A 12,508-nucleotide genomic window follows, 5' to 3' on the forward strand; every position below is an offset into this window, starting at 1 on the left:
ACGCGCGCCGGCCTGAGCGACGAGGGCGGCCAGGGCGGTCAGAACGAGTAGATGAACTGCATCCCGGCCAGATCGTTGCTGCGCGCGTACGTGCCGTTGTTCTTCAGGAACACCGGATGGTTCGCCGCGTCGTGGCGGTATTCGAGCTTCACGGTGATCTGCTGCGTCGGATAGAACAACAGGTCGGCCGTGATCGCGTAGCGCTGCGCGCCCTTGCACTCGGTGCCGTTCGTCGACGAACCCTGGAAGCACGCCGGATCGATGCCGAAGCCGCTCGACCCGTTCACCGACGGATTGCCGCCCGCGAGCCCGTACTGGATGTTCGTGCCGCCACCGCCGTTCGACGTGTTGTTCAGGTAGTCGAAGCGCAGCGTCGCGCCCATGCGGCCGACCCACGCCTGCGTCCACTTCGTATGGCCGAGCAGCGACATCCCGTACCAGCGCGCGGTGCCGCCGTTCCACGCGCCCTTCTGCAGCTCGCCGTAATCGACCTGCGCGTTGACCTGCGTCTTGTCGTGCGTATAGGTCACGTCGGCTTCCACGTACTTGTAGAGGCCGGTCGGCGACGAGCCGTTGCACTGGTAGCCGTAGCCGCCCGCCGTCGCGCACGGCGAGAACAGCGACTGCCGGCCCAGCATCCCGGAAATGCCGAAGTCGAAGGCGGTCGACGTCGCGTTGTCGAAGCGCGCGGTGATCGTCGGCGTCCAGTTGGTCTTCGTCGTGTTGTTCGCCGCGTTCGCGATCGCGCCGGCGGTGCGCATCACCTCGTTGCCGATCACGACCTGCCAGAAGCGCGTCATCGCCGCGTTGGAGCCCTTCAGCCCGACGCCGATCAGGTTGCCCGGTTCGCTGAAGTCGTACAGCAGCCCGTGCGTGAGCGTCAGCATCTGGTTCGACGGCTGCACCTCGTAGCCGGCGAGGCTCGGCATCATCCCGACCTCGAAGGTGCGCGTCGTGCTGAGCGGCACGGTCACCACGGCCTGCGTGACGATGTTGTTGCCGACGCCGCCGTGCGAATTGCTGAACACGTTGCCGAAGCCCCGGTTCGGCTGGATCACGATCTCCGCCGCCGGCGCCATCGGGCCGACGCCGAAGGTCTTCTTGATGTCGAGGTAGACGTCGCCGATCGTGCTATTGAAGTAGTCGTACGCGCCCGGGTCGTGGTTCAGGAACTGGAAGCCGGACGTGCGCTGCGCACGGTTGAACAGGTACACGGGATCGACGTAGCCGGTGATGCTCAGGCCCGCGAGCGGGCCGGTGGTCGCGGCTTCCTGCAGCGAGTCGACCTTCAGCGACGCGTTCGCGATCTGCTCGCGCATCTGCTGCAGGTCGTCGTTCGTGAGCGCCGGTGCGGAATCCGTGGCCGGCGCGGCGGCCGCCGCCGTGTTGATCGTGCCGATCTTCGCGCCGCCTGATGCGGCGGTGGCGGCGGTGGCGGTCGTTGCGGCGCCGGGCGCCTGCGCGGCCTGCATGCTCGCGCGCAGTTCGTTCACCTGCTGCTGCAGCGCAGTGACCTGCGCCTGCAGCGCCTTCATCTTGCTCGCGTCGGTCGCCTGCGGCGTGTGCGCGAATGCGGAGGCCGCTTCGAACGCAAGCAGGCACAGCGCCGTCATGTGTTTGATTTTCATGTCGTGGGTGGTCGTCGGGACGAGCGCGCCCCCGCCCGCCGCGATGAGCGGCGGGGCGCGCGATAGGTATGCGGGAGTCGGGAGAAGCGGCGGCCGGCTTACTCGGTCTTCAGCTTCGTCCAGAGACGGTTCTGCAGACGCATCAGCTCAGGCGGAACCGGCTTGCTGAGGCTCAGCTTGCGGATCACGTCGGCGGGCGGGAACACGGCCGGATCGCTCGTCACTTCGGCACGCACGAGGCGCTTCGACGACGGCACGGCCGACGGGTACGACGTGTCGTTGGTCAGGTTCGCGCTCTCCTTCTCCGACAGCACGAAGTTGACGAACTTCAGCGCGGCGTCCGGGTGCGGCGCATCCTTCGGCACCGCCATCATGTCGAACCACATCGCGCTGCCCTCGGTCGGGATCACGTACTTGATGTGATACGGCTTCTTCGCGGAAGCGGCCGCGATCCGCGCGGAGTTCACGTCGCCCGACCAGCCGAGCGCGAGGCAGATGTCGCCGCCCGCGAGATCGTTGATGTAGCTGCTCGAATTGAACTGCGTGATGTACGGCCGCACCGACTTCAGCAGCTCGTACGCGGCCTGGTAGTCGGCCGGGTTCGTCGTGTTCGCATCCTTCTTCAGGTAGACCAGCGCCATCCCGAACGCATCGACCGGCGAATCGAGCACCGACACGCCGCAGCTCCTCAGCTTCTGCGCGTACTTCGGGTCGAACAGCAGCGCCCAGCTGTCGAGCGGCGCGTCGTTGCCGAGCGCGGCCTTCACCTTCTCGACGTTCATCCCGAGGCCATCCGTGCCCCACGTCCACGGAATGCCGAACTGGTTGCCCGGATCGTCCTTCGCGAGCACCTTCATGATCTCCGGATCGAGCAGCCCGTAGTTCGGCACCTGGCTCTTGTCGATCTTGCGGAAGATGCCGGCCTGCAGTTGCCGCGCCCAGAAGATGTCGGACGGCACGACGACGTCGTAGCCCGACGTGCCCGACAGCAGCTTCGCCTGCAGCGTCTCGTTCGAATCGAACTCCTGGTAGACGACCTTGATGCCGGTCGCCTTCTCGAAGTTCGCGATCGTCGCCTTGCCGATCGAGTTGCCCCAGTTATACACGTTGACGACGTCCGCCGCGTGCGCAACCGGCGCGCCGGCCCACAGGACGCCGCCCAGCGCGAGCGCCGCGCATGCCGTTCTCAGATGCTTGCTCCAATCCCCTGCCATGGTTTCCTCCGTCGATATCATGATCCGCTCGCGATGAACGGTGTGTGCTTCGGTCCGGAAAAATGTAGCCAGAGGAAATTGGCCGGTCTGCCCTGCCAATAGGGGGACACGCCGCACAATCGGCGCATCCGGTTCCGGCCGGATGCGCCGATCCTCGAAAACGGAAGCCATCTGAAAGCAACCGTCACCGCTTCGTCAGCCGAAAACCGCTCAGGATGCCTGCATACCCGTGCGCTCGCAGAAATCGTCGCCCACGTGCGTGATGCGGCCATCCATCATCGTCAGCCCGACGTCGATGCGTCCGATGTCGTACTGGCCGACCTCGAACAGGTCGTTCTCGAGCACGACGAGATCCGCGCGCTTGCCGGGCGTGAGCGACCCGACCTCGTGCTCCATCCCGAGCTGGTACGCGCCGTGGATCGTGTACGCGGCGATCAGCTGCGGAATGCTCAGGCGCTCGGCGATGTCCGGGAACACCGGCGCATCGGGCTCGCCCGCAAGCTGGCGCGTGTGGCCCGACTCGATGTGTTCGAGCGGCTTGTGCTGGCAGCGGCACTGGCACGCGAGGCCGTCCATGCCGATCGACACCGTCACGCCTTCGTCGAGGAACGTGCGGAACTTGTACATGTTGCTCCAGCGCTCGTGCCCGTAGTGGTCGCGCAGCTGCTCGGTGTACGCGTCGACCACGCCCCACTGCAGCTGCGTGTTCGCCATCACGCCCGCGCGGCGGAAACGCGGGATGTCGTCCGGATGCGTGAGGAACGCGTGCGTGATCACGTGGCGGCGGTCGCGCGGCGGGTTCGTGCGGTTGACCGCGTCGAAGCCGTCGAGCGCCATCCGCACGGCCGCGTCGCCGACACAGTGGACCATCACGTTCGCGTGCGCCCGATCGGCTTCGACGAGATAGCGGTTGAACGTGTCGGCCGGCATCGTCGGCGCGCCGCAGGTGTCGGGGCGGTCCGCGTACGGTTCGAGCAGGTAGGCGGTGTGGTTCGCCTCGGTGCCGTCGAGGAACAGCTTCAGCGCGCGCGCCTTCACGAGCGGCGAATCGTACTGCTCGCGGTATCTGACGAGCGTGCCGACCGGATCGTCGATCTCGCCGATCACCGCGACGCTGCCGACCACCCGCAGCTTCAGGTCGCCGGCGCGCTCCATCGTCTGCAGCGTCTCGTACAGCAGCGACTGGTCGCCACTCGGATCGAAGAAGCCCGCGTCGAACACGGTCGTCACGCCGGCCGCGCACAGCTTCTTCTGCCACGGCGGGATCGACTTCAGGTAAAGGTCGATGCCGGTCGGCAGCAGGCCGGCCGCGCTGATCCGCTGCATCAGCAGCGAATACGCGGCGCCGTCGACGATCAGGCCGGTCGGCTCGCCGGTCACGGCGTCCTTCTCGAACCAGCTCGCGCCTTCCTGCACGGGCGGTGTCGATGCGTCGATGCCGGCGATCTCCAGCGCCTTCGAGTTCACCCACATCGAATGGAAATCGGTCGACAGCAGGCACACGGGGCGATCCGCGCAGATCGCGTCGAGCGTCTCCTTGCGCAGCAGCGCGGGCGGAATCGTCGCCTGCACCCAGCCCATCCCGGTGATCGCCGGCTCGTCCGGATGCGATTCGACATAGGCGCGCAACGCGCCGAGCACCTTCTGCGGGTCCTCGTAGTTCACGAACGCCTGGAACGCGAACGCGGTCGTCTCGAAGTGCCAGTGCGATTCGACGAAGCCCGGCAGCACGAGCCGGCCTGCTGCATCGACCACCTTCGTGCCCGCACCGACGTACGCCTGCACGGCCGCCGTGTCGCCGACGTGGACGATCCGGCCGTCGCGCACGGCGACGGCCTGTGCCCACGGCTTGTGCGGATCGACGGTATAGACCTTCGCGTTGGTCAGAACGAAATCCGCCGGCGTCGTGGCGGCGGGCGTCGGTTGCATCTGCATGGCCTGTCCTTTCTGGTCATCAGGTTTTCGAAGTGCTTTCACTATAGGCAGACGATTCGCGCCGGTATGCCCCCCCGCCGCCGGGGCTTGGACGAATTCCGGCCGCCGCGCGCACGGTCTTGTCGTCGTTTTGGGGACAACGCTCGAAATCCGTGGGGTTGATCCGGTGAATTCCCGGCTGACGCGTGCACGGCGTTCGCGTAACGTCGCGCTGTCCCCCGACCGCCTTCGTCCGACCATGCGACTTCTCCAGCCCGACCCTGCCGCCCGCGGCCACTACCTGATCGGCGTGCGCCCCGACTCGCTCGGTGCGACGTTACGCGCGGTCGGCACGCCGGATTTCGTCGGCGCGGTGACGGAGTTCGTCAACGACAGCATCGACGCCGACGCCGTGCACCTCGAACGCTGGCGTGCGGACGCGGGCAGCACATCGGGCTTCGTGGTCGAATGGCTCGGCAGCGGCAGCCTGCGTTTCGCGGCCGATACGCTGCGCGTGATGGACGTCTACTACCAGGACTATTGCCAGGCCGACCCGCTGGTCGCGCCGCTGCGCGGCAAGGCCGGCACGCTGCTCGTGCAGCGCCATGTCGACGGCATCGCGCAAGGCGAATTCCGCCGGCGGATCTTCGACGAACCCGGCATCGGGCAGGAATGCCTGCTCGTGCACGGCAACGCGCACCTGCAGTACGCGCTCGGGCTCGCGCGCACCGTCGGGCGCGCCGCGTTCACCACGGACGAGCTGTTCCACTTCCGGCAGATGGTCGACCTGCTGTTCCCGATGTTCGAGCTGCATGCGCGCACCTGCGCGGCGCGGCGCGTGGCGTCGGTGTCTGTGAATGTCGAATCGCAGGCGAGCTTCGACGCGCGCCTCGAACGGCAGGACGTGCAGTTGTCGCGCCGCGAACACGAGATCTGCCGGCTGATGCTGTGCGGGCGCTCGGTGCCCGAGGCCGCGCAGCAGCTCGACGTGAAGCTGTCAACGGCCGAGTCGTACGTGAAGCGCGCGTTCGCGAAGCTCGGCGTGCGCACGCGCCGCGAGCTGTTCGACTGGGTACTCGTCGACTGCTGAGCGCGCGGCGCGTGCATAGGGCCTGTTCCCGCTAATAACGGGCTTGCGAACGTGCCTTTCCGCCCGTCCCCCAAGGGCACTTCCGTTGGGCACGTGCAAGGAGAGAGGAGGCGCAATAGCCGTAGCTATTGCAACGACGAACGACGCCGCCATGCGGGCGGAAAGGCACGTTCCCCTGTTTGGGAAAATTCATTCGTGGGGCTGGCCCGTTATTAGCGGGAACAGGCCCTATGCGGCCAGCGCGGCCGCCTTGATATTGAACGCGCGCAGCAAGTCCTCGCAGAACGCGTCGACGATCGGCTTGTCGCTCGTGCTGCGCTTCATCGCGAGATGCAGCGGCACGTCGAAGCTGAACGTCGTGCGGCCGACGGCCTTCACGAGCCCGCGCTGCTCGAACGGCTCCGCGTAATGCGCGGGCAGGTAGCCGAGATGGCCGCCCGACAGGATCAGGATCGTCGCGGCCTCGATACTGTCCGCGCTCGCGGTCACGCGCCGCTCGGGCAGCGGATACTGCTCCTCCGGCACCGGATAGGTGCGCCACACCCAGTCGTGAAGCTGCAGGTCGTCCGCCGTCACGGGCCGTGACGCGTGGAACAGCGGATGCCCGCGCCCGCAGTAGATCACCTGCTGCTCGGTGAAGAGCGGCGTGTAGAGCAGGCCCGGCACGCGATGCCAGAAATACCCGATCGCGAGATCGAGCTGGTTGTTGACGAGGCTTTCCTCGAGCTCCTGAGGCGACGCGACCTTCATCGCGAACGTGACGGCCTGGTCGCGCTTGCGGAATGCGCCGATCGCATCGGCCACGCGCGCGTTCTCGACGAGCGGCGCCTGGCCGATCAGGCCGATCGACAGCGTGCCGACCAGCTTGCGGTCGATGTCGCGCACGCGCGCGACGAATTCGGAGGTCGCCGCGACGAGCGTGCGCGCGGTGGCCGCGAAACGTTCGCCCTTCGACGTCAGGCGAAAGCCGCCGCGCCCGCGATCGCACAGCTTGAAGCCGACGCGCGCCTCGAGCGCCGACAGCTGCGTGCTGATCGTCGACTGCCGCACGCCGAGCGACGCCTCGGCGGCCGTGATGCCGCGTGCGTCGACGACGGCCAGAAAGACCCGGATGAGCCGGAGATCGAGATCGGAGGTATTCGAGAACATGCTTCAAGCCGCTTGTGCGTGTGCGCGTTGCCGGGCCCCGCACGACGCGCATCGCGCGCCACGCCGGCCGCCTTCGCCGATGAACCGAACCGGACACGCGCCGCCATCGGCAGCGGCGCGCGTCGCATCCGTCATTCAGGTGCCACCGCAAGCGCGCGTTCCATGCCGAACACGGCCGGCCGCAGCCGCCTGTAGCACAGGAATGCCACCGCGCACAGCACGATCGCCGCGATCAGCGCCGACTGCGTGCCTGCGCTCTCGATCAGCGAACCGCCCGCGACCGAGCCGACGCCGTAGCCGAGCGCGACGCAGCCCGGTGACAGCGCCGCCGACTTGCCGACCAGGTCGTATTGCGGAATCGTCGCGTAGATCAGCAGCGCGCCGCCGGTCCAGCAGCCGATGAACACGATCGCGCCGAGCGTGAACGTCACGGCCGATGCCGGCATCGCGAGCAGCACGGCCGCGACCGCGCAGCCGCCGAGGTTCACGAGCGCCCAGCGGCGCAGGCCCGCGCCCGCGCCGAGCTTCGGCATCGCCGCGCAGATCACGAGGCTCGCGACGTTCGCGATGCCGAGCACGAGCGATACCGACTTGCCGCTCAGGCCCGCATCGGTGCCGATCTTCTCGAGGAAGGTCCACACGACGCCGACGCCGCCATACAACGCAAGCTGCGCGCACAGCACGAGCATCGCGCCCTTCCGGTCGATGCGGCCGGCGATGCCGGCCGGCGTCGGCGCGGCCAGCGTCTCGCCGCGGCGAAACAGCGGCGCCGCGAGCACGAACACGCCGAGCACGCATGCGACGAAGCCGAACACGCCGTGCGCGCCCCATCTGCCGCTCAGCATCGGGAAGATGTAGGCAAGCAGCACCATGCTCCACGTCACCTGTCCCATCAGCATGATCCCGAGATTGCGTTCCGGCGCGCGCGAATACGACAGGTAGCGCAGCGCGATCCCGTTCAGCCCGCCCGAGCCGACGCCCGCGATGAACTGCAACGCGGAATACGCGACGAGCCCGTGCGTCGCGAGCGTGCCGAGGTTCGCGCCGGCCGCGAGCGTCACCGCGCCCGCGAGCACCCACCGCACCGGCTGGCGGCCGAGCACGAACGCGACGAGCAGCGTGCCCGTCGATTCGCCGAGCACCTCGACGAAGCTCGACAGCCCGAGCGCCGCTTCGCCGAAGCCCCAATGACGCTCGACCTGCCCGACGATCGCGGGCAGGCCGAGAAAAACCGTCGGCCCGAGGATGCCGAGCAGCAGCATCACGACGACGAACAGCGCGCTTTCCTGTCGCGCTTCATCCTGCAGATTCACTACGTTCATCAGATGTCTCTCTCCGTGTCCGCTGCGCGGACCGTCTCCTCGAAGGAGTTTGGTATGGCGGCGGCCCGGCCCGGGCCGCCGTGTCGCTTACATCGGGAAACCCATCGCCTTGAGGCCGCTGATCCACGCGCGCTTCCAGCCGCCTTCGGCATCCGCGCCGTCGAACGCATGGAACGTGATCTTCGCGGCGACCCAGCGCATCGGCTCGGGCGGAATGTAGCTCGGGCTCTGGTTCGCGATGTCGAGCTTGCGCTCGGGGCTGTCGCGATCGAACAGGATGTTCAGCCCCATGAACGCGCCGAACCGGCTCGCCGCGACGCCGAAGCCCGTATAGCCGGCGACGAACACCGCCTTGTCGCCGAGATAGCGCTTCGCGAATACCGAACCGCGCGAGCAATAGTCGATCGGGCCGCCCCACGCGTGCGAGAAGCGCACGTCGCACAGCTGAGGGAACGTGCGATAGAACGCTTCCGCGAGCCGGTAGTAGGTCTCGCGCTGGCCGTCCTGATGCGGTTCCGGATCGCCGTCGAAGTGATAACTGACCAGGCCGCCGAAGATGATGTTGTTGTTCTTTGTCAGCCGGAAATAGTTGAGCTGCGTGCGCGTGTCGTACACGCCCTGGCGGTTCTTCCAGCCGATCCGCGCGAGCTGCTCGTCGGTGAGCGGCTCGGTCGCGAGCACGTGGTCGCGCACCTGCATCACGCGGCGGTTGATGTCGGGAATCCCGACCTTCGCCGTACCGCTGCCGAACACCACGCGCGGTGCGCGCACGCTGCCCTTCGGCGTCTTCACGAACACCGTGCTGCCTTCGTCGGTCACGGTCACGAGCGGCGTGTGTTCGTACAGCTTCACGCCGAGCGACAGCGCCGCGCGCTTCAGCCCCCACGCGAGCTTCGCCGGATGCACGATGCCGCTGCGGTTACGCGACCACAGCGCACCGGCGAACATCGGCGAATTCAGTTGTTCGAGTGTCTCTTCGCGGTTCAGCAGCACGACGTCGTGGCCGTATTCGCGATGCAGGTCGTAATCGCCCTTCAAATGTGCAATGTGCTCGGGATCGACCGCGACGGTCATCTCGCCGTTCCACTCGATATCGGCGTCGATGTCGTAGCGCTTCAGCGTTTCCTCGAAGCCGTCGAGGTTGTGATGGCCGAACGTCTCGAGCTCTGCGATGTCGTTCGGGAACACGCGCACCGCGTTCGGCAGCCCGTGCATCACCGACGTCGAGATGATCCCGCCCGCGCGGCCCGATGCGCCGTGCGCCACCTTGCCGGCCTCGATCAGCACCACGTTCAGGTGCGGCATCTGTTCCTTCGCCTGCACGGCCGACCACAGCCCCGTGAAGCCGCCGCCGACGATCAGCAGGTCGGCGCTCACGTCGCCGACGAGTTCCGGCTCGGTGGCCGGCGCAGTCGGATTGTCGAGCCAGTACGGGAACAGCTTCGTATTCGCGAGCGCCGCCTCGACGCCCAGTGCGACCGGCGCGCCACGCTGCGCGTGCGCCTGCATCGACGCGGTCTGTTTTGCTTCGTTGACTTCCATTTCCATGATCCCAGCCATCACACGCGAAAAACGAAACCGCCGCCGGGTGCGCGTCACACGGACGACGACACCACGGCGGCGGCTTCGGCCATCACGACTTCTCGAGCAGCACGTAGAACTTCTTCGCGTCCTCGATCGTCTCCCAGCGGCCCGCGAAGCCGGCCGGCAGCAGGTAGCCCTGGCCCGGCGTGAATTCCTTGCGGTTGCCTTCGACGTCGGTCAGTGCGATCCGGCCCTCCACGAGCCACACCGCTTCGTCGGCCGCCGTTTCCGGAAACTCCACCGAGCCGACCTTGCCTTCCCACCAGCCGATGATGTAATTGCCGCTCTTGCCTTCCGCCGCGCGCCAGTCGCTTTCGTCCATCCCGAAGTCGAGCTTCGTGAATTCGCCAATGCCTGCGCCGAGCGGCAGGATGTCCTTGATCAGTTTGGTCATCAGAATCTTTCGTCTCTTGATTGAAAAAAGCAGAGACAAAGTTACTCATTTACACTGCCCCGGTATGCCCCCCTCCGGGGGGGACAAGCGGTGTTTTCCGGGGCAAGACAGGTCGCAAGGACACCTGCCGGTATTTCCCCCTAATGACGTTTTTCGTTGCCGACGCTACAATCCGCCCGCTTCTCACCGGGGAACCGCATGCTGCTCAACGTGAACCCCTTCCACCGCGACAACGACCGCTTCAACGTGTCGTTCAAGGCGCTGGGCGAGCTGATCGAGACGGTCGGCACGCCGCACTTCGTGCCGCGCCTCACGCAACTGCTCAATGAAGTGGTGCCGCTCGACGTCGCGCACGTCGAACGCTCGCGCGTCGACGGATCGATGCCCACCGGCTACCGATGCGAATGGATCGGCAGCAGCGGGATCGGCGCGGCGAGCGCCGACGTCTCCGACGTGATGACGCTCTACTACGAGCGCTTTCTCGACAGCGACCCGCTGTTCGCGGGGCTGCGCGGCAAGACGGGCACGATGCTCGTCGTGCGCGACATCGCGGCGATCCCGCCCGGCGAATTCCGCCAGCGGATATTCGACGACGTGCAGATCGGGCACGAGTGCGTGCTCGCGCGCGGCACGCGCTATTCGCAGCATTCGATCGCGCTGGAGCGCGGCCGCGACCGGCCGCCGTTCACGCTCGCCGAGATGAACCGCTTTCGCAGCATCAGCGACGTGCTGTTCCCGTTGCTCGAACTGCACGCGTCGACCACGGCCGTGCGGCGCGTCGCGCATCCGACACCGGAAGTCCATCCGCTCGCGCAGTTCGACGCGCGCATCGCGGCCGACGGCGTGAAGCTGTCGAAGCGCGAATACGAAACCTGCAAGCACCTGCTCTCCGGCAAGACCGTGCCGGAGACGGCCGAGATCCTCGGCGTGCGCGTCGCGTCGGCCGAGTCGTACGTGAAGCGCGCGTTCGCGAAGCTCGGCGTGCGCACGAAGCGCGAACTCGCCGCGTGGGGTTCGGCGACCACCACATTCCCTTCCCCGGGTTCGCACGACGGCGCCGCGCCGCCGTCCCTCTCGCGCTGACCTGACCCGGCCTCGCCGCACCGCCGCGTTCGGTTGCGCCTCGTCGATGCGGCGGCGCCACTCGCATCGAGACCCGTCGATGTAAACGTTGCGACTTCAAAATCTTCGCGCGGGCGTTCTCCTCTACCATCGGCCGATCGCTTTACCTCAGAAAAAAGGAGACGGCCCATGCCCCGCGAACTGAACCAACCGATGGGCGGCAACGAGATGCCGCGCTTTGGCGGCATCGCCACGATGATGCGGCTGCCGCAAGCCGCGACGACCGACGGCCTCGACGTGTGCTTCGTCGGCGTGCCGCTCGATCTCGGTACGTCGAACCGCTCGGGCTCGCGCTTCGGCCCGCGCCAGATCCGCACCGAATCCGTTCTGCTGCGCCCGTACAACATGGCCACGCGCGCGGCGCCCTTCGATTCGCTGCAGGTGGCCGACATCGGCGACGTCGCGACCAACCCGTACGACCTGAAGGACTCGGTGCGCCGCATCGAAGAGGCGTACGACGAGATCGTCGCGAACGGCTGCCGGCCGATCACGCTCGGCGGCGACCACACGATCGCGTGGCCGATCCTGCGCGCGCTGCACAAAAAGTACGGCAAGGTCGCCGTCGTGCACATCGACGCGCATGCGGACGTGAACGACACGATGTTCGGCGAGAAGATCGCGCACGGCACGCCGTTCCGCCGCGCGGTGGAAGACGGGCTGCTGCAATGCGACAAGGTCACGCAGATCGGCCTGCGCGGCACCGGCTACCACGCGGACGATTTCGACTGGTGCCGCCAGCAGGGCTTCACCGTCGTGCAGGCGGAGGAATGCTGGAACAAGTCGCTCGTGCCGCTGATGGCGCAGGTGCGCGAACGCGTCGGCGACACGCCGGTCTACCTGAGCTTCGACATCGACGGCCTCGATCCGTCGTTCGCGCCCGGCACCGGCACGCCGGAAATCGGCGGCCTCACCGTGCAGCAGGGCCTGGAAATCATCCGCGGGATGAAGGGCCTGAACATCGTCGGTGCGGACCTCGTCGAAGTCGCGCCGCCGTACGATCCGACCGGCACCACCGCGCTCACGGGCGCGAACCTCGCGTTCGAGATGCTCTGCGTGATGCCGGGCGTCGCCTACCGCTAACCCGACCGACC

At 67.2% G+C, this 12,508-nt stretch carries 10 protein-coding genes; 3 read left to right on the forward strand and 7 right to left on the reverse strand.

The features are described from left to right. Nucleotides 1–38: 38 nt before the first annotated feature. The 3 genes from HAV18_RS09965 to HAV18_RS09975 form a co-directional block, all read right to left on the reverse strand. Nucleotides 39–1,628, reverse strand: coding sequence for a DUF3138 family protein (locus HAV18_RS09965; RefSeq protein WP_166955156.1), 1,590 nt, complete (start codon nucleotides 1,626–1,628; stop codon nucleotides 39–41). Between the two features lie 98 nt (nucleotides 1,629–1,726). Continuing rightward, complete coding sequence (locus tag HAV18_RS09970; protein ID WP_166955158.1) at nucleotides 1,727–2,842, reverse strand: polyamine ABC transporter substrate-binding protein; 1,116 nt, start codon at nucleotides 2,840–2,842, stop codon at nucleotides 1,727–1,729. A gap of 210 nt (nucleotides 2,843–3,052) precedes the next feature. Then, nucleotides 3,053–4,777 carry an amidohydrolase gene (locus HAV18_RS09975; RefSeq protein WP_166955160.1) on the reverse strand — a complete coding sequence of 575 codons (1,725 nt, stop codon included), beginning with the start codon at nucleotides 4,775–4,777 and terminating at the stop codon, nucleotides 3,053–3,055. 238 nt (nucleotides 4,778–5,015) lie between these two features. Here HAV18_RS09975 and HAV18_RS09980 point away from each other — a divergent pair, with 238 nt between their 5' ends. Continuing rightward, nucleotides 5,016–5,846: a helix-turn-helix transcriptional regulator gene (locus HAV18_RS09980; RefSeq protein WP_166955161.1), complete on the forward strand. Its 831-nt coding sequence runs from the start codon at nucleotides 5,016–5,018 to the stop codon at nucleotides 5,844–5,846. Between the two features lie 228 nt (nucleotides 5,847–6,074). On the opposite strand, the gene HAV18_RS09985 is transcribed toward HAV18_RS09980, so the two are convergent. The 4 genes from HAV18_RS09985 to HAV18_RS10000 all read right to left on the reverse strand — a co-directional run bounded on the left by HAV18_RS09985 (nucleotide 6,075) and on the right by HAV18_RS10000 (nucleotide 10,295). Continuing rightward, complete coding sequence (locus tag HAV18_RS09985; protein WP_166955163.1) at nucleotides 6,075–6,995, reverse strand: LysR family transcriptional regulator; 921 nt, start codon at nucleotides 6,993–6,995, stop codon at nucleotides 6,075–6,077. A 131-nt stretch (nucleotides 6,996–7,126) separates the two neighbouring features. Further along, entirely contained in the window at nucleotides 7,127–8,317 is a 1,191-nt protein-coding gene (locus tag HAV18_RS09990) for an MFS transporter (protein WP_166955165.1), read from the reverse strand. A gap of 87 nt (nucleotides 8,318–8,404) precedes the next feature. Next, complete coding sequence (locus HAV18_RS09995; RefSeq protein ID WP_166955167.1) at nucleotides 8,405–9,865, reverse strand: FAD-binding oxidoreductase; 1,461 nt, start codon at nucleotides 9,863–9,865, stop codon at nucleotides 8,405–8,407. Nucleotides 9,866–9,950: 85 nt separating this feature from the next. Beyond that, nucleotides 9,951–10,295: a cupin domain-containing protein gene (locus tag HAV18_RS10000; RefSeq protein WP_011356376.1), complete on the reverse strand. Its 345-nt coding sequence runs from the start codon at nucleotides 10,293–10,295 to the stop codon at nucleotides 9,951–9,953. Between the two features lie 198 nt (nucleotides 10,296–10,493). Here HAV18_RS10000 and HAV18_RS10005 point away from each other — a divergent pair, with 198 nt between their 5' ends. Continuing rightward, nucleotides 10,494–11,378, forward strand: a complete 885-nt coding sequence (locus HAV18_RS10005; protein ID WP_166955169.1) for a helix-turn-helix transcriptional regulator — start codon at nucleotides 10,494–10,496, stop codon at nucleotides 11,376–11,378. A 168-nt stretch (nucleotides 11,379–11,546) separates the two neighbouring features. Further along, complete coding sequence (gene speB / locus HAV18_RS10010; RefSeq protein ID WP_166955171.1) at nucleotides 11,547–12,497, forward strand: agmatinase; 951 nt, start codon at nucleotides 11,547–11,549, stop codon at nucleotides 12,495–12,497. Nucleotides 12,498–12,508 lie beyond the last annotated feature (11 nt).

It is taken from the genome of Burkholderia sp. D-99, from assembly GCF_011605345.1.
Taxonomy (GTDB): Bacteria; Pseudomonadota; Gammaproteobacteria; order Burkholderiales; family Burkholderiaceae; genus Burkholderia.